This window comes from Pseudomonas sp. RIT-PI-o (assembly GCF_001297215.1).
GTDB lineage: Bacteria > Pseudomonadota > Gammaproteobacteria > Pseudomonadales > Pseudomonadaceae > Aquipseudomonas > Aquipseudomonas moraviensis_A.
Genome location: NZ_LHPA01000022.1, coordinates 38,573 through 54,500 on the forward strand (window position 1 = coordinate 38,573; position 15,928 = coordinate 54,500).

Sequence of the window (15,928 nt, forward strand, 5' to 3'; positions counted from 1 at the left end):
CTGAGGGGCCGTTTGCTGAGGTGGGGGAGCCGAATAGGGATCCTTCTCAGTTGGCGATGTAATTGGTGGGCCTGCTGGAGCTGGTGTGACCTCTGGAGTAGCTGCGACCACTTTTTCGATGGTCCCAGACTGGATCGCAGATGCCCCAGCGAGGTTCGACATTTGACCCTGCCCTCTCATCAAAAATATGGCGGCTGTAGCCAAGGCTCTCACGCGCTCCGCTCTGCTTCGAGGGGAGAGGTGCTCCAGTTCGGCCAGTAATTCAGGAGAGGACTCATCAACGATGACTTGCGTTTTGATGGAGGGCATTTATCAGGCTGCCTTATCTACGCCATACCAGAAAAATCCGGTGGCATTGGACGTTACAGGGCTGTCGGAAATGATCGGTTGTGTCTTCGGATAGACTTCTTTAGCTGCGTCCATATAAAACTTCCCGCCGCCGCCGCCGCCGACCAGAAAATCCAGCTCCTTGCCTGCTAAAAACCTCATATCACGTCTTACTTCTTCAAGCGCTGCCGGTGCAATTCTCGCAGCTGCTCGCTGCAAGTACACCTCAAGCTCCACCACTTTTCCGAAGAGACGGATAGTCGTTTTGCCCTGCTGCAGGGCAATTTCAAGCTTTTCGGTACCGGGGCTTCCTCCCAGATCTTTGATGATCTCTTCATTGACCGCATCAAGCATCACGCTCATCGCTTTCAACGAGCTGTTTGAAGAGCTTTCAACCAGTTCACCGTTTACAAACAGAACCCAGTCCAAGCTAAAGAACCCAGGATCGAGCACTAGAACGCTCGATTCGTCAAAGGCAGCTCCATCTTCGTGGTAGGAAAAGACGTCTACGAAGGTACCCACCGGCTGAGCCAGCACGATGACCTCTTTTACGGTGATTTTGCGAGCTGCCGCGACCTGATGCTCCCCTTTGAGTCGAGCGATCAAAGCCTCACGCATCGCCCGGTTCCGATTGTGAGATACCGGTAGCCCAGTCACCAAAACATCGATGATGTCACCTTCCTGGCAAGCCTCAATGAGAGAGGCGTGGAATAGGGCTTTGTAAACATCACTTGAGGTGAAATCTTCATGCAATTGCCGCTGCATACCGCTGGATCTACCCGGATCAATGCAAGCAACCCAGGGCTGCCCATCGACCAATACACGATATTCACCTTCTCGCCGAGCCGACCCATCTTCGTAACCAGTAGGCATCTGAGTAATTGGCGCTGCCTGCGCGGGTTTGACGACGACAGTAGGTTCAGCTCCACCTTTGAAACCGTAGGCGAGCTTGAGGTTGCTGTACCCGATGTCGAGACCAACTACCAGTTTTCCTGTTTCAACGGCTTTTGCCATTTCCCAATTCCTCACCATTAATCAATTCAGTCAAATTTCAGTCGTTCAGCAGAACGACAAACCGCAACGCACGGCATGAGATTTGGTATCTCAGTGATTCGTGAGGCATTAGTCGTTCACGAGAACGACTAAACCCTCCAAACCCACCAATCACGGCTTTGTCGTCCCCGCGAAATACTGGAGTGCGTCTTGAGTCGATTTGATCTTGGCATGCCTGAAAATAATGCAAGTCGATGATCAACCCCCTGGTTGGGGGTCGTTAGGGGCTGTCCATGATGAGGTGATGTGGTGCTATTAGCTTTCGAAAGGTTGCTTGCTGATTATTCGTAAAACCAGCTGAATTTAAGAAGTGAAAAAACCATATTCGTAAATTCACATGCGTTTGCAGATGATTAGCAACGCTTGATAGATGACCAAAAACATAGGATTTGCGGGGGGTTGAGGCTGGTTTTCACCTCGATTTCTCACATTAGCAAAACATGAAAGAAATGCGGATAGATAGAATAGAAAAAAACTCGGGCTATTTATACTCAGCTACCCAGGTGTTGAACACTTCTAAGGAGGCCCTTGATGCCTTGTTTGAATTGGCGTTGAGCCTCAAGGAGGAACACTGGCAACGACTCGATTCAACCCAAGAGTTAAAGACCCATACCTGTAGGGTGTTCCGGAGCACTTCAGGTACTCCAACCATCACTTGGTCAAAGGTACGTTGGCGTCAGGCGTCCGCGCCTGGTAAGTCGAGGAGCTGGCAATTGTTTGCGGTGTCGAAAGGCGCGGGCGATACCTTCACCCGAAAATCTATGGGTCCTATGTCGGCACGCCAGGAGGAGCTGTTTCACATTTACGAGCCGAAATTTGCGGCTATTCGAACCGCAATCAAAAAACATCGCGCAGCTATTGTCGAAACCCAACGGGCTCTTGCGGCAATGCGTAAGGAGTTTCTAGATTCGCAGATGTGAGCTTGCATTGGTGGAGCCTCCGGTAAAGTCGTTGGACTATCCAGCAAGAGGGCACGGACATGCGCGAGCATCGATTTACCGATGAGGAATTGGACGTATGGGGAGATCTGTTCACCGAGGTAAAAAGGTTGGGCGCTGATCACGAACTGAGGTTTTCACAGTTCATCCTGACACCGTGGAACTATCTGCCGACTCAGAGTCACGAACACTGTTCGGACTTTGCCCTGCAACAACATCGACTTTCAGCTCTAAGCACTGAGCCTGATAACAGCAGGACTAGCGCGAGTGGTCCGCGGCGGCTTCGCCTGGTGCCATCACGTTAAGGAGAGGAAGGCCCGAAGGGCCTATGGCCAGGGAAAGGCTCACACCGCAAATCTCCCAAGCTCCTATGGCTAGGGAAAGGCTTTCAATGAAGATCTTCCGAGCGCGAATGGTTAGGGAAAGGCAGACGCCTCGGATCGATCGAAAAATGGCCGGGGAAGGGCTACCCGCTGTACCGAGGAAATGGTCAGGAAGCTTCAGTAGCAAGGAGGGATGCTGTGCCAATCTGAGGTTGCACGCATAGACATGTGTTCAGCCTTTGCGGTCCACTTGTTCTCACCAGTTGCGCGTCCTAGACGAACGCTGCGCCTTCCAAATTTTCTATTGATGGCGTCATACACTGACATCACAGCTTCAGCCTTATCGTTCAGGTTAAACGCTGAAAAAAGGTCCGTCTGTATTCCCTGCTTGGCCTCTAGTTCAAGAAGAACGACCCCAGCTTTTGTGAAGGCAACGCGCTCATTGAAGATCGACGCCAGTGCAAGGGCAACCATGCGTGTGATTTCACGAGTGTCATCCGTAGGCCGGATTAGCTTGATGGTTTTAGATCGACTGTAGGGAGTCGCGTGCGCCGAAAACGGGTTCGAACGTGCATAAACTTGGATCACTGAGGTAACAGAACCTTGAGCGCGCAATTTGTTGGTAGCCCTATCTGCAAATTCAGCTGCTGCTTCGGTCAGCTCGTGGAGTGTTGTGACAGGTCGACCGAACGATCGACCACAAGAAATCGCCTGTTTATCTGTTCCGTCTTCCCAGGGATGTATGAGGCGGTGTCCCTGCAGTTCCGCATGGGTTCTCTGGACCGTGATCGGGAAATGCTCACGAATTAGGGTTCTATCGACATACAGCATGTCAGCCACGGACGTTACGCCGAGGCTGGATAGCTTCGAAGCAATTTTGTTTCCGATTCCCCAAATTTCAGACACGTCGATCTCTGACAGCAACTCAGCATGGTCGAACGCGCTTACGATGCGAAAGACCCCGGTGTCAGTGAATTTCTTTGCGATGTGATTGCTGAGCTTGGCGAGTGTTGCGTTAGGACCAACACCTACGCCAGATGGCATGCCGGTCCATTTCAAGACCCGTGAGCGAAGTAACGCTGCGGTTTCCAAGGGAGGCGCTGGCATTCCTTGGAGGTCACAAAACACTTCGTCAATGCTGTACTGGTAGAGCCGAGGGACGAGTGTTGACACTGTTTGCACGAAACGACGACTCATCGAGCCGTAAAGCTCGTAGTTGCTGGAACGGACCTCGATACCTTCTTGCCATATCAATTTTTTGAGTTTGAACGCCGGTTCTCCCATGGAGATACCCAGCGCCTTTGCAGCTGGAGATCGAGATATCACCGTACCGTCGTTATTGGACAATATGATCACCGGTAATCCCTGAAGGTGAGGGGACACAGCGGCTTCAGCGGCAAAGTAAAAGTTGTTCAGGTCAATGAGGGCGATTTCTCCCCATGCGTTTGTGGTCATGGCGCGTCCAGGTGGCAATGCGCTGTCCATGTGACGACTCCCCATATCTCCAATTGGTCCCTGTCTTCGACAACGATTGATGGATAGTCGGGGTTTTCAGCTTGAAGGATGATGCGATTACTTTGGCGATCGATCACTAAGCGTTTGCACACGAAATCTCCCTGGTACACAGCAATCACGATGTTGTTGTTTTTGGCTGACCTTGATTTGTCGACAACGACTATGTCTCCGGCGTTGATGTTGACATCACGCATGCTGTTGCCCGCCGCTCTCAGCATGAATGTCGCAGGAGGATTGAGGATTATCAGCTCATCGAGCGACAGTTCTGCGAGAACGTAGTCTTCCGCTGGAGACGGAAATCCGCAGTGAATAAGCCCGAAGTAGGGCACCACAATTTTCGTGTGCGATGACCGAAATGCTCGTCCGATTAGGCTGAGTGCGCGCATAGAGGATACCTGTATAAACATACAGCGTATTATGTGCCGTCGCCTATTCGCGTCAAGGCGGAATGCCAAACGGTCGTGACTGGATGCAAAACGACGTAGAGAGGGTGCTGGGATTTACCAGTGAGAAATGGTGGCGTGAAAAAAACCCCTCAGGCCGGGAGCTTGAAGGGCGGGGAGAGCAGGGATGGAAAGTCTCGAACAGTGCTGATCTTGCCTGTTAGGGGGCGTCGTATCCGTAGAAAGCTCCCGTTGAGTCGAACTGGCCGACCATGGGCTGACCGGTTGCAGGATTGAATGGATCCGCATGGCGCGATGCGGATGCGGCTGGCTGGACTGCGGCAGGGTGAGGGTTGACCAGGTTGAAGAGCAAGTTGCAGATAACGATCCAGAAATTTTGCATTTCAGTTCCTCCTGTATATGCCTTCATTTTCCCATGCCAGGGATTAATGCAACTGACATTGGCCGATCGATTTCATCGCTTCGGCTAGTCAGATGGGTCATCAGAAGATTGTTTCGCGTCTCGCGTTGTGAAACAGCGAACTGCCTTCACCAGCACGGCGATGGCGTAAACGGTGAGCGTCGTAGTGAACACCAGCGTCAAGACGGAAACCGTACTGTACAAAGCGAACGATAGTGAGGAAACCAGCCAGCTGCCGACACCAACGATCAGAGGTTGGATCTTGTTGGTTAACGCGTTTGAAGCACCGATGCCCGTGACATCAGAAAAAACTCCGATGGAAATAATTCCGAAGAGGGTGGTGGTGAGAAGGGCCACTGCACCGCGGAGACCAATTTGAATGTCGGCCCAACTTGGAATTGCGTGTAGCGCAACACATGCAGCAAAGCACACGGTGAGGGCGCCGGTCACACCGGAAAGAACTCCTACTGAGGCCATGGTCAGCGTATTGAGGACCGCGTCTAAAACAAACAGCCCGATACCTGCCCCATTTCCTTCACCGTCATAGATGGACAGTGGCACTGCAGACTTCGCTGAGGCGTGCGCCAGGCAGAGCGTGACGATGACAGTGCCGCTGATCAATGGTGCAACGCCTTGAACGAATAGACCGAGGTTCGCGCGGATCGACCTTGGTCTGTAGCGAAAATTCACGTAACCGAGTGTGCCGGTGGAACGGTCTGGTCGGTAAAACACCACTTTCGTGGGTTTGAGTCCGAAGATCCAGCAAGCTAAAAGGTGTGAAGCCTCGTGAATTGGGACGCCGATGGCTCCAGTCCAAACAAATATCGACCAAGCCTTTTTCGTCATCAGGGAAAAAACAACGGTCCAGGCACGAATTACTAGGATGGGCGCGAGGTAAAGGATGCTTATCAGCAGGCAAGCTTGTTGGAACTCAGAGGGGATAGTCATGAGGTACCGGTATGGCGACCGGCCTGTCCAAAACTGATTGCCGGTAGGAGTTGAGAATTGTCGTGGTGTTCGAAAAGGATTATGAGGTTGAGGAGAGAGCTGTCGGGAGTCTATTCGCCCCTTCAAACGAGCTTGATTCGACTCTGATGTGCCCTTTTTAAATCTTTCTTCTTGTTTATCCTTGTTTTTAAGAGGCTGCAAGCCACGTAAATCAAGGGCTCCAGGGTAGGTATCGACTAATTAAATCGGGCGTAACGACTACCGATTCAGGGTGCTTCGACTACCGATTTCGGCCAAGACGACTAAGCATTTCGGCTGTTATCCACAGGGGCAGTTTGGGCCTTATCGACTATAGATTCCGGCCGGCAACGACTACCAATTCCGGCTTCTATCGACTCTATTTTCCGGGTGGGCGTCTGTATACGAACAATCTTTGATCAACTCAGCACTCATTTAGCGCTCACGGTCAGAATTTGTCTAGGTTTCAGCGGGTTGCGTGGAGTTTCTTTGGGTTGTCGGGGGGTTGGATCACTCTTACGACTAAAAAAACCGGGTTCTGTGTGCCCGAGTAGGGGCCTGGATCTAGGCCAATGTCAGGTATCGACTACCGATTCCGGCCTGAATCAGTCCCCCAAAACACTATCGACTAAGGATTCCGGTAGCGAGCCAGAAGCGCGAGACCCTGTATTTACAGGGCGCAGGGGCCCCCTTTGAGGATCGACTATAAATTCCGGCTGTTCGCAAAGGACCCGCAGCTCTTGCGACTAAGAATTCCGGGTCTGCCGTCCTGATAGAACATTCTTCAGCATCAACTAAAAAAACCGGGCGACTGACGACTAAGGATTTCGGGTCGGTTCGACTACCAATTCCGGGCAAGCCATCGACTAAGGATTCCGGGGTCTAAAAATAAATTGAATCGACTATTTCCCTTTTCTCTCGTAGTCGATTACATTCGACTAAACAAGTTTTGGTATTTAGTCGATGAACGATATCGTCGTGGTTCACCCACAAACCAGTCATAAGGTCACAAAGGCCAATGACCTGGTGTCGGCGTCGTACAAGCTCACGTTGCAGGAGCAGCGGTTGTTGCTCATCACGATCGGCCAGATAGACTCGCGTAAGCCGATCCATAAGCCAATCACTGTTCGGGCGACGGATTTTGCCGAGGTTTACAACATACCGCTCAAACAAGCCTACGAGGCAATGATTGACGCCTGCAACACGTTGTACGACCGCGACATCAAGACCAAAGAGAGCAAATCCAAGACGGTGCGTTTTCGCTGGGTGGATCGCGTTGAATACGAGAAGGGTGAAGGCTGCGCAACGCTTCACTTTACGGTTCACGTTCTTCCTTACCTCAGCATGCTGAACAAACACTTCACGACTTATGAGTTGAGGCGTGTAGCTCACCTGAACAGCATTCACTCGATCCGTATGTTCGAGCTGTTTATGCAGTTCCGTGAGACCGGTTGGTACACGATCGAAGTCGATGCATTCCGGGAAATGTTGGAGCTAGGTGACAGCTACGCCAGGTTCAACAACCTACGCCAGAAAGTCATCGACCCGTCGATCAAGGAACTGAAAGCCAAGAGTAATCTTGATATCACCTACGAAACTCACACCGAGGGTCGCACCGTGAAGCGTCTGACATTCCGGTTTAAGGAAAGCGACCAGATGCGCCTGGATCTCTCCGAGCCGCTTGAACCGCTCGAAGCACTGGCCGCGGTGGGTTGAATTCACATTCAACCTGGTTGGGAATAAAAAGATTGCGCCCTTAGCTGCACCGCATCAATCAGCCATGGAGTAGGTCGAGTGGATGTCAGGTTTTTTCTTGAGCAACGAACCGCTTTCATCCGGCATTACTTCGACGAGGCCACAGCGCCATTTCTCGAGACAATCCGGAAAATCAATGCGGAAGAAGCTCCGTTCGAGCCTCCATACTTCGACCCAGACACGATGGATGGTGAACCCGCGTTTCTTCAAGAGTGGCTCCAAGCACAGACTGGCTTAGAGGTAGTCGGCCAGACGTGCGTCTCGATGCTCTCCGAGAGCTTAAAAGTTTTCTTTCTTACGCTGGAGCGAAACTCGGGGTTGGACTGCGAAGCTGAGTGCGGCACCAAAGCCTTCAAAAAGGGCTTCATCGGTGGGTACCGCACGTGCTTCGCGAAGCACGGTGTCGACTGGACAAACTGTCCCGTGGATTTCGCCGTCCTGGAGCAGCTGGTGCTGGCCAGAAATGCCAGCCAGCACGTCAATCACATCACCGATACAAGAGCCAGCCATAGCACTGGGGTTATCAACAAATACCCTAGCCCACTGTTCATTAGTGACCATGAGAAAACGCTGATGCAGAACGGCGCAGGTGGCTTGCTCATCGATCCGACAATCCACGTGACGCGCCCGGACTTGCATCTGGCGATCGGCGAAGTCGAAAAGCTCGCTGTCTGGTTAGAACAATGACGCAGGAATTGTGTCCGGAGACGGACGCTTCAGAGAGTTGCTTTTTTATCTCTTGTGCCAACATGGAATGTGCGTAGCACTCAGCAATAGTCACCTTTGAGAACGGAAAATCATGACGATCATTGAACAGCTTGCAGCAAAAGGGTTTGAGTTGGTAACGGGCCATCGGCGCTTGGTTGCCGCGTTGGAAACTGGGGCCTCAGTGCAGGCGGTTGATCAGGCGGGTGTTCACCGTACGCTGCAGGTCGTCAAAGGTGAACTGGTGGTGTCTCCGGTTTTGCAACAAAAAGCGGCGATGAGTGTGAGCCAACCGTTCTATGCCCCAAAGATCAATGTCAGGGGCCACTAACGGAGTATTTGACTAAGCCAGGGTGGGGCGCGTGCGACGACAGCCGCGGTCAGACCATCGTTTTATAAGCTCAAGAGTTAGCTATGACAGATGACGACCTGATCGACCGCCTGCTGTATACCGGTGAAGGAACCACACTCGATTACAAGCGGGAAGGGTACGTTACCGATGGGGCTGATGACGTTAAGAAGAGTGAGTTGCTCAAAGATATCCTGGCTTTCAGCAATACCTGGCGAACGGAGCCCGCTTACATCCTCATCGGCTTTGATGAGAGTGAGCAGGAGTTCTACCCTGTCACTCGGCACCCAGATGACTCGAGACTGCAGCAGTTCATCAACGGAAAGACGAACAAACACGTAGTGTTCTCTTACCGGGCAGTCACCTACAAAAATCAGGCGCTGGGGCTCTACACCATTGAGGTCCAGGAGCGCCCGATCTACGCGAAGAAGAAATATGGGATTGTTGAAAAGGACGTCGTGTATGTCCGTTACGGCTCCTCGACCGCGATCGCTGATCCAACGCAGATAGCGAAGATGGGCGCATTGGAAGCCATCAAAGGTTCGACAGGTGAACCACTGTTGTCCGTTGAGCTATTCAGCCTTGAAGACCAGAAATCGCTCAACAGCGGTATCAGCTTCGCATACACACACCTGACTATCGATGAGTACCCGGACTATACCGAGGGGACGCATGGGTATCTCAAGTTGAACGACAGGCTGGTGAATCGAAATTACTACCGGGACATGGCTCTCTACCAGCAGGAGCAGGCTGAGTCATTTGGGTTCAGAATGAATCTGGTGAACCGAGGAACCGCTTCAGCAAACAGTGTGAGGGTACACCTGTGCTTTGAACCACCTGGCGCACTGCGTGTTAAAGCTGAACTTGAGGATGTTCCCAGTACAGATTTTGTGCCGAAAATTACCAGCCTCGCTACGCTGCTCAAACCTCCGTTCGACGAGCACATCGAACCTGATAGGCTCACCGCCGTTTTCAGCTTTGGAAAGATTCACGCTGGAGAGTCATCCCCCAGTGGCGACATATTTCTGATCACTCCCCCCTCCGAGCTCACTTCAATCCAAGTACGCATTCACGCTGACGAACTCCGCGCGCCGATCGTCCTTAGCGTTCCGACCACAATTCAGGCCACAGAGCGGACCCTGGGAACTGAGGAGTAGTTGTAATGCTGGGGTAGGCTCTTCAAGGGGGAGATGAGACTGGGCGGGTCTCGGTGTGTGGTCTGGTGCCCAAAGCCCGCAGCGCGGCGGGCTGATTACGAGAGATCAATTCGTTGCCTGGGTAGCTTGCAATCGCTTTTGGTGCTTGTCCAAGGCATCCAAGAAACTTGCGCGTGGGAGCGATGGTGAAATTTCGGCGTTAGTTTTAGTCCAGTCTTCGTAACTTGGGCATGTGGAATTGCCAATGCAGTCTGGAGACTCACGGATGTACTGGCATCGATGCAGAGCTGCGTTGTCTGGGGTTTCTTTAGACGGATCACCTTTAACGCTTGTTGAGTCTGGGGGCAGAGGAAAAACTGCATCACAATAGCCTGCGAGAATTGTCGCACCCATCTGTCGAACCAGCTTTTGATTTGGCGCGTCTACGGATCCATCAGCAATGACGTTTTGAGGATTTACCTCAGCAGCCATTAACGATGCGCAGATGGCCATCGTGCCTATCAGAGTTGAAATAATTCTTAGCTGTACCATGGTTTTCCTACTCCAGTCGGGGCAGGTTATCGGCCCCGCGATTCTCGGCCCGGTACTGCTTCCAGCCGACCAGCACCACCCGCGCAGCAACTTTGCCGACAGTGCCAGTGAACAGGGCAGCGCTCACCCAGGCTGCAATGCCAAAACCCCAGACCATGTACGATAGATACCAATTGCGCAGTGCCTCAGGAGGTAGCCCGGAAGCCTCACCGATGATCTTGATGACGAACTCGGAAACTGGCACAAGCGGATTGCCAACGTCGTCCATGATGAACCGTATCGCCTGCCAACCAATCGCGATCATCGCGACTATGCTGGCTACGCGTAAGGCTTTTGCCGCTGTTGCCCTTCGCATTGTCTTATCTCTCATGAGGAACGAATGTGGCCTTGCTCTACTGCCTCGGCCCCATGTTTGACGGCGGGGCTTGGGTGCGCCTGGTGCGTTTCCTGTCACTTGCGGAGTTTGAAGCTGGAAGCTTCCGCCGCTTCAAGTTCCGCCGTTGGTATGCCTACGCGCATGTACGCCGCCATATCGCCCATCTGCTCGACGATGGCGGCTTCGCTTGCTTCGTGCGCGGCGCTGATCTTGGCTTTCATTCTCAGGCACAAACCGCAATCGACGTGCGACCAGTTGCTGGTGCTGTTGCTGGCTTCCCCGAGCCAAGTGCCGCATGGCGCCTGCTCGGCTTCATCGTCGTCAGGGTAGGGATCAAAGTGCGTGGCCATCGTCGATTTCCTACTCAAACCGTTAGGGCTTCGTTCAGCGAATCAACCACATCGTTGATGCTGTCCGGGTCGCGTTGAAAGTTGTTGAGAATATCCAGCGCGCCACATTCCGTCGCCGCATTCAATGCAGCGGAAAGGACTTCGAGCGCCTGTTTTTGAACCTGAGTCATAAAGCGTTTTCCTAGATCACTTGTCGGGTGTGGTCGCGGTTACGAAATCCGGCAGACTTACACCGGCATCGCGCAGTTGGGCGTCGGCAGCCAGCAGCATCTGGCAGGCCGGGCACTCATCGTCACGAACCATGGCACCCTCCAGAATGTCAGGGCACAAGCCGTTGTTGACATGGGTGAGCTGCCCCGTGGCGACCGCATAAAGGCCTTCGAGGGCTTTGAGAGAAATAGAGGCGTGTTCAGTCATTGTCTTCAGTCCTTAGATGAATCGGGCGCCACTTCGGCGCCCCTATACGTCGTTTGTCCAGAGGTCTAGCGGCTGGGCTTGTGGTGTTACAGGTCCTGCATCAGCTCATTGGTTGACCGATCATACTAACTGTTCGCAGAATTTCCCCCGACGCTTCGGCACCGACCATCGGTGAGCCCTGAAAACCCAGCACGCCGAGGCGGTGGTCATCTGGAGTAGTTCAACTGGTCGATGAATTGAGTTACGGATTCAATGGTCGGATCAGCAAGAGGGTGACCGGTAAGAAAATGAAAGCCTTCCACCTCTTCGTCCCATACCGACAGCTCGTCACCATCGAACGACCAACGTTCACCAGCATGCGAAATTTCAACATATCCGAAGGAAAGCAACCATTTCACTACAACCGCCGTGACATCAGGCTGCTCAGTAGCCAATAGGCCAGCTACAAGGCTGTCTTCGTCGAAGGCGCACAACAGTTCATCCCAGAAAACACCGTCCCATTGCTCCCCTTCATCATCGTGCAGCAAGGCAACTTGCTCAGCTGCCTGCTTGGCCAAATTCATCAGACTGGCATACCCGACCGCAGCAATCGTCCGATCCAAACGTTCTGCATTGGCCTCCATGTAGCGAATAAGGGCGTGAAAAAGCGCACCAACGTCTTCTTCGTCTACGCTGCGTTCGTTCTTGTGAATCATGGCTGTTTCCTTGACTAAGGGATGGTCGATGAAGACAGGTGGAGATGGTGGCGCTGCGCCAAACGCAGTACTAAACAATTTCTCGCATCATCAATTTGACGGAATCATCCCATGACAAGAAAGAATGCAAGCCCGAAGGCCTGCCGAAGCCCGCGCAGGGCGGGCAGAAGGGCAGCGACTTTTCCTATGTCGCTTCGGGGGCTGGTTTGAGTTGCAACATGCTGCACGCTGACAGGTACAAAGCGTCGCTCACAGCAGCAGTGTGCGTTCCCTTCGTAGGAAACGGGAACTGGGCGAACTTCCCCCCGTTAAAAGTTATGTGGATAACGCGCTGTGACCCGGCGCCGATCCGACTGCCTTTCACTGTTTCCACTGGAAACGTCGGGTGGTACTCCTTCAGCCTTGCCATGAGGTTCCTGGCAAAAAAAGCATCGCTATGGGTGGTCATGGTCGCTTCTTTTCCTATTCTCCGTCAGGGTCAACAGCAACCCACGTTTTCGCACCGTTGTAGTCGTCGCCGCCTTCTGCTTTGAAGATCAATCCGGCCTTGTCCACGGCGTAGGCGCCTGGGCGCTCGCTTTCGGGATCGCGCAGTTCGTTCTTCCAGCCGTACACCTCGCCTTCCCACACCAGCACGACACCGCCAAGGTGCTCCTGATTACTAGCACGCCACTTTGTGGCGGTTGCGCGTAGCGCCTCGATCAGCTGCGTCATGGGCAGATTCATCCTCGATTACTCGGCTTTAGCGGCGCTAAGGATCTTGGTAGCGGTCTGCTGTGCATCCATACCTTTTCCCCACGACTGCTGCATGTAGAACGGTTGCGCCTCAACGATGCCCGAGGCGTCGGAATGACTGATAGCCATAGCCTCGGCTACCGCCTCGGTCACTTCGGCTTCCCATTCGTAATACTTCATTGCTGTTTCCTATCACGCGCAAGCTGATTTCAAAGTTGATGGCGGAAAAATAGTGTCTTGCTCTGCCAGCTCGGGCAGGGTGAACGAATTACTTGGTTTGAACATTGCTCGGTCTATTATTTGGCTCGTAGCTGCATTGGTAGAGCGGTCTGGTCTGACGTTTGATTTCCATCTGAGGGCGTGGCCATCGCTGGCAATCGGTACTCCAGACCGCTCTCCAATGTAGCCCCGAAGACTGCAGGATCGCTGGCGCGAAGTGTAGCCTTTCTTGGAGTCTTGCCCCGCCTTTACGGCAGGGCGTTTAGATTTTCTCGCATGCGTGAGGGTGACTTGTCACCACTTCACGCCATCCCAACCGCCTTATTGAGTGCGGTGTTAAACAGCTCGGTAACATCCGTCCCGTCTTTGAGTGTCACAACAAACCCACTCTTCCCGGATTTCAACAAAACCTGAATACCGGTGACATTGCAGGTAACCGACTCGGGCAATGGCTCATCATCATCAAGAACCCCGCAGTGGGCGGCGCAGATGAGGTTCACCAACTGACCACGATACAAGCCATCCAAAATGGTGAAGCCGCCAACAGGAGCAACGGGGGCCACCTTGTTTGTAGTCAGGTCATAAAGCTCACCGTCGCTGGTGAACCAAACGCGATATACGACGCCTTTGTCGATTAGAGAATGGAGGCAATTGCGAACCTTCAGCCCGTCATTTGACTTGGTGACGTTCAGGGCGCGCACCGCTGGGACGATTCCTGTTCTCCACTCGCCTTTGCCAGTTGAGATAGCTTCAAGGATTGCTCGAGTGATTAGCTGGTTGCGTTGGGCAGTGTTCATCCGGGCTGCTGGCTGTACAAGCTGATTGTCTGCCGAGGTCTTAGGTAATTGGGTGGTCATTGGTCATTCCTTCTTGTTTGGCTGCTTTGGCCTGAGCTGCTGTTGCAGGCCACGACCATCGCAATCCTCCCACGATAAGAAATAATGCAAGACAGGAGATTCTTCTTGGGGCGAGGTGCCGTCCGGCCCCCGATGTCAGGATCGGACAGTGGATTCTTACGCGCGCCGAAAGGTCACGGAAATTTGATTGACTCGCTCCCTATTTACCGGTTGAATTCAAATCGGTTCCGTAATGTCACCACCCCGTGCAATGGGAAAGGCGGAAGGCTACTCGTAGTCACGGATGCACGCCGACAAGGCCCGCCTAGCGCGGGCCTTTCTGTTTCTAAAGAAAGTTAAATTCACCTGGTCGGGAATAAAAAGCTCTCAATTCGCTAGACGGCACAGCACTTTCATATGCGGAAAGTCGTGGCGTTTACTCGTCATCGTCGAAGTTGTAGCTGCCTGGTGCGAGGTTTTCGAATCGGGTGTATTTGCCGATGAACGCCAAGCGAATAAAACCGATTGGGCCGTTCCGCTGTTTGCCGATAATGATTTCGGCAATGCCTTTGTGTTCGGTCTCTGGGTGATACACCTCGTCCCGATACACGAACATGATGACGTCGGCGTCCTGCTCGATCGCTCCGGACTCCCGCAGGTCGGAGTTCACCGGGCGTTTGTTGGGACGTTGTTCCAAGGAACGGTTGAGCTGCGACAGAGCCACCACCGGGCAGTTGAATTCCTTGGCCAGCGCCTTCAACGATCGGGAGATCTCGGAAATCTCGTTGGTCCGGCTGTCGCCACTGGAGCCTGGGATCTGCATCAGCTGCAGGTAGTCGATCATGATCAGACCAATCTCACCGTGTTCGCGCACCAGACGCCGAGTCCGCGCACGCATTTCCGAGGGACTGATACCCGCTGTGTCGTCGATGAACAGCTTGCGATTGTTAAGCAGGTTGACCGCCGAGGTCAGGCGCGGCCAATCATCGTCTTCCAGTTGCCCGGAACGCACCTTGGTCTGGTCTATACGGCCCAGCGACGAGAGCATACGCATGATCAGCGATTCACCGGGCATCTCCAGCGAGTAAACGAGAACGGCTTTCTCACTTCGCAGCACGGCATTTTCCACCAGATTCATCGCGAATGTGGTTTTGCCCATGGACGGGCGGCCAGCAACGATAATGAGGTCAGCAGGTTGCAGGCCGCTGGTTTTCTCATCTAGGTCGGTGTAACCCGTGGATAGGCCGGTGATTGCATTGTCCGTGTTGAACAGGGTGTCGATGCGATCAATGGCTTTGGCCAGCAAGTCGTTAACACCCACTGGGCCACCAGTCTTAGGTCGGGCCTCAGCTATCTGGAAGATCTGCCGTTCGGCTTCGTCGAGGATCTCCTCCGCGGTACGGCCTTCCGGGTTGAACGCACTGTCGGCAATCTCAGTGCTGATGCCGATCAGTTGACGCAGAGTCGCCCGCTCACGAACGATCTGAGCATAAGCCTTGATGTTGGCGACGGAGGGCGTATTTTTCGCCAGCTCGCCCAAGTACCCAAGTCCGCCGACCTGCGAGGTCTGACCTTCTTTGTCCAACTGTTCGGCAAGGGTCACCACGTCGATCGGTGAATTCTGATCGGCAAGTTTGGCGATCGCACGGAAGATCAAACGGTGATCATGACGGTAGAAATCGCCGTCGGAGACTTGATCGAGCACGCGTTCCCAAGCGTTGTTGTCCAGCATCAGACCACCGAGTACGGCCTGTTCGGCTTCAATGGAATGCGGTGGCACCTTAAGCGCGGCGGTTTGTAGATCGTATTGCTCGGGAGCGGTGATTTCGTTCATAGACTCGGGCTCAATGGGTTGGAAACAGACCTTGGGCAAGCGA

19 protein-coding genes are annotated in these 15,928 nt (G+C 53.2%); 5 read left to right on the forward strand and 14 right to left on the reverse strand.

Annotated elements, in window-relative coordinates:
* Positions 1 to 312: 312 nt before the first annotated feature.
* Positions 313 to 1,341, reverse strand: coding sequence for a ParM/StbA family protein (locus tag AEQ63_RS13425; RefSeq protein ID WP_064363737.1), 1,029 nt, complete (start codon positions 1,339 to 1,341; stop codon positions 313 to 315).
* Positions 1,342 to 1,820: 479 nt separating this feature from the next.
* On the opposite strand from AEQ63_RS13425, the gene mobI reads away from it, so the two are divergent.
* Entirely contained in the window at positions 1,821 to 2,300 is a 480-nt protein-coding gene (mobI, locus tag AEQ63_RS13430) for a conjugative transfer protein MobI(A/C) (RefSeq protein WP_152972359.1), read from the forward strand.
* Between the two features lie 518 nt (positions 2,301 to 2,818).
* Here mobI and AEQ63_RS13435 read toward each other — a convergent pair.
* From AEQ63_RS13435 to AEQ63_RS13450, 4 genes are all read right to left on the reverse strand, one after another.
* Positions 2,819 to 4,126: a Y-family DNA polymerase gene (locus AEQ63_RS13435; RefSeq protein ID WP_161806078.1), complete on the reverse strand. Its 1,308-nt coding sequence runs from the start codon at positions 4,124 to 4,126 to the stop codon at positions 2,819 to 2,821.
* The gene (locus tag AEQ63_RS13440; RefSeq protein WP_064363740.1) at positions 4,093 to 4,542 is read right to left on the reverse strand and encodes a LexA family protein; all 450 of its coding nucleotides are present in this window, start codon (positions 4,540 to 4,542) and stop codon (positions 4,093 to 4,095) included. The genes AEQ63_RS13435 and AEQ63_RS13440 overlap by 34 nt, the downstream gene beginning before the upstream one ends.
* Positions 4,543 to 4,759: 217 nt before the next feature.
* Positions 4,760 to 4,942, reverse strand: a complete 183-nt coding sequence (locus AEQ63_RS13445) for a hypothetical protein (protein ID WP_064363741.1) — start codon at positions 4,940 to 4,942, stop codon at positions 4,760 to 4,762.
* 84 nt (positions 4,943 to 5,026) lie between these two features.
* Positions 5,027 to 5,908 carry a hypothetical protein gene (locus tag AEQ63_RS13450; RefSeq protein ID WP_064363742.1) on the reverse strand — a complete coding sequence of 294 codons (882 nt, stop codon included), beginning with the start codon at positions 5,906 to 5,908 and terminating at the stop codon, positions 5,027 to 5,029.
* Positions 5,909 to 6,889: 981 nt separating this feature from the next.
* Between AEQ63_RS13450 and AEQ63_RS13455 the strand changes: the two genes are divergently transcribed.
* The 4 genes from AEQ63_RS13455 to AEQ63_RS13470 all read left to right on the forward strand — a co-directional run bounded on the left by AEQ63_RS13455 (position 6,890) and on the right by AEQ63_RS13470 (position 9,892).
* Positions 6,890 to 7,642, forward strand: coding sequence for a replication initiation protein (locus AEQ63_RS13455; protein ID WP_064363743.1), 753 nt, complete (start codon positions 6,890 to 6,892; stop codon positions 7,640 to 7,642).
* 78 nt (positions 7,643 to 7,720) lie between these two features.
* Entirely contained in the window at positions 7,721 to 8,368 is a 648-nt protein-coding gene (locus AEQ63_RS13460; RefSeq protein ID WP_064363744.1) for a hypothetical protein, read from the forward strand.
* Between the two features lie 112 nt (positions 8,369 to 8,480).
* Entirely contained in the window at positions 8,481 to 8,717 is a 237-nt protein-coding gene (locus AEQ63_RS13465; protein ID WP_064363745.1) for a hypothetical protein, read from the forward strand.
* Positions 8,718 to 8,800: 83 nt separating this feature from the next.
* Positions 8,801 to 9,892, forward strand: a complete 1,092-nt coding sequence (locus tag AEQ63_RS13470; RefSeq protein ID WP_064363746.1) for an AlbA family DNA-binding domain-containing protein — start codon at positions 8,801 to 8,803, stop codon at positions 9,890 to 9,892.
* 538 nt (positions 9,893 to 10,430) lie between these two features.
* On the opposite strand, the gene AEQ63_RS13475 is transcribed toward AEQ63_RS13470, so the two are convergent.
* The 9 genes from AEQ63_RS13475 to dnaB all read right to left on the reverse strand — a co-directional run bounded on the left by AEQ63_RS13475 (position 10,431) and on the right by dnaB (position 15,885).
* Complete coding sequence (locus AEQ63_RS13475; RefSeq protein WP_152972360.1) at positions 10,431 to 10,727, reverse strand: hypothetical protein; 297 nt, start codon at positions 10,725 to 10,727, stop codon at positions 10,431 to 10,433.
* A gap of 146 nt (positions 10,728 to 10,873) precedes the next feature.
* Positions 10,874 to 11,149 carry a hypothetical protein gene (locus tag AEQ63_RS13480; RefSeq protein ID WP_177330600.1) on the reverse strand — a complete coding sequence of 92 codons (276 nt, stop codon included), beginning with the start codon at positions 11,147 to 11,149 and terminating at the stop codon, positions 10,874 to 10,876.
* Positions 11,150 to 11,163: 14 nt separating this feature from the next.
* Positions 11,164 to 11,319, reverse strand: a complete 156-nt coding sequence (locus AEQ63_RS28640; RefSeq protein ID WP_161806079.1) for a hypothetical protein — start codon at positions 11,317 to 11,319, stop codon at positions 11,164 to 11,166.
* A 16-nt stretch (positions 11,320 to 11,335) separates the two neighbouring features.
* Positions 11,336 to 11,566: a hypothetical protein gene (locus AEQ63_RS13485; protein WP_064363748.1), complete on the reverse strand. Its 231-nt coding sequence runs from the start codon at positions 11,564 to 11,566 to the stop codon at positions 11,336 to 11,338.
* Between the two features lie 206 nt (positions 11,567 to 11,772).
* Positions 11,773 to 12,261, reverse strand: a complete 489-nt coding sequence (locus AEQ63_RS13490; protein WP_064363749.1) for a hypothetical protein — start codon at positions 12,259 to 12,261, stop codon at positions 11,773 to 11,775.
* 462 nt (positions 12,262 to 12,723) lie between these two features.
* Positions 12,724 to 12,975, reverse strand: coding sequence for an antirestriction protein ArdR (locus tag AEQ63_RS13500; RefSeq protein WP_064363751.1), 252 nt, complete (start codon positions 12,973 to 12,975; stop codon positions 12,724 to 12,726).
* A gap of 18 nt (positions 12,976 to 12,993) precedes the next feature.
* Positions 12,994 to 13,176, reverse strand: coding sequence for a hypothetical protein (locus AEQ63_RS13505; RefSeq protein WP_064363752.1), 183 nt, complete (start codon positions 13,174 to 13,176; stop codon positions 12,994 to 12,996).
* Positions 13,177 to 13,517: 341 nt separating this feature from the next.
* Positions 13,518 to 14,072 carry a hypothetical protein gene (locus tag AEQ63_RS13510; protein ID WP_064363753.1) on the reverse strand — a complete coding sequence of 185 codons (555 nt, stop codon included), beginning with the start codon at positions 14,070 to 14,072 and terminating at the stop codon, positions 13,518 to 13,520.
* A gap of 415 nt (positions 14,073 to 14,487) precedes the next feature.
* Complete coding sequence (gene dnaB, locus AEQ63_RS13515; RefSeq protein WP_064363754.1) at positions 14,488 to 15,885, reverse strand: replicative DNA helicase; 1,398 nt, start codon at positions 15,883 to 15,885, stop codon at positions 14,488 to 14,490.
* Between the last annotated feature and the right edge of the window lie 43 nt (positions 15,886 to 15,928).

Bases quoted from the DNA above. Each gene is read 5' to 3' on its own strand.
- AEQ63_RS13425 (WP_064363737.1), bottom strand. From the start codon at position 1,341: ATGGCAAAAGCCGTTGAAACAGGAAAACTGGTAGTTGGTCTCGACATC.
- mobI (WP_152972359.1), top strand. From the start codon at position 1,821: ATGAAAGAAATGCGGATAGATAGAATAGAAAAAAACTCGGGCTATTTA.
- AEQ63_RS13435 (WP_161806078.1), bottom strand. From the start codon at position 4,126: ATGGACAGCGCATTGCCACCTGGACGCGCCATGACCACAAACGCATGG.
- AEQ63_RS13440 (WP_064363740.1), bottom strand. From the start codon at position 4,542: ATGCGCGCACTCAGCCTAATCGGACGAGCATTTCGGTCATCGCACACG.
- AEQ63_RS13445 (WP_064363741.1), bottom strand. From the start codon at position 4,942: ATGCAAAATTTCTGGATCGTTATCTGCAACTTGCTCTTCAACCTGGTC.
- AEQ63_RS13450 (WP_064363742.1), bottom strand. From the start codon at position 5,908: ATGACTATCCCCTCTGAGTTCCAACAAGCTTGCCTGCTGATAAGCATC.
- AEQ63_RS13455 (WP_064363743.1), top strand. From the start codon at position 6,890: ATGAACGATATCGTCGTGGTTCACCCACAAACCAGTCATAAGGTCACA.
- AEQ63_RS13465 (WP_064363745.1), top strand. From the start codon at position 8,481: ATGACGATCATTGAACAGCTTGCAGCAAAAGGGTTTGAGTTGGTAACG.
- AEQ63_RS13470 (WP_064363746.1), top strand. From the start codon at position 8,801: ATGACAGATGACGACCTGATCGACCGCCTGCTGTATACCGGTGAAGGA.
- AEQ63_RS13475 (WP_152972360.1), bottom strand. From the start codon at position 10,727: ATGATCGCGATTGGTTGGCAGGCGATACGGTTCATCATGGACGACGTT.
- AEQ63_RS13480 (WP_177330600.1), bottom strand. From the start codon at position 11,149: ATGGCCACGCACTTTGATCCCTACCCTGACGACGATGAAGCCGAGCAG.
- AEQ63_RS28640 (WP_161806079.1), bottom strand. From the start codon at position 11,319: ATGACTCAGGTTCAAAAACAGGCGCTCGAAGTCCTTTCCGCTGCATTG.
- AEQ63_RS13485 (WP_064363748.1), bottom strand. From the start codon at position 11,566: ATGACTGAACACGCCTCTATTTCTCTCAAAGCCCTCGAAGGCCTTTAT.
- AEQ63_RS13490 (WP_064363749.1), bottom strand. From the start codon at position 12,261: ATGATTCACAAGAACGAACGCAGCGTAGACGAAGAAGACGTTGGTGCG.
- AEQ63_RS13500 (WP_064363751.1), bottom strand. From the start codon at position 12,975: ATGACGCAGCTGATCGAGGCGCTACGCGCAACCGCCACAAAGTGGCGT.
- AEQ63_RS13505 (WP_064363752.1), bottom strand. From the start codon at position 13,176: ATGAAGTATTACGAATGGGAAGCCGAAGTGACCGAGGCGGTAGCCGAG.
- AEQ63_RS13510 (WP_064363753.1), bottom strand. From the start codon at position 14,072: ATGACCACCCAATTACCTAAGACCTCGGCAGACAATCAGCTTGTACAG.
- dnaB (WP_064363754.1), bottom strand. From the start codon at position 15,885: ATGAACGAAATCACCGCTCCCGAGCAATACGATCTACAAACCGCCGCG.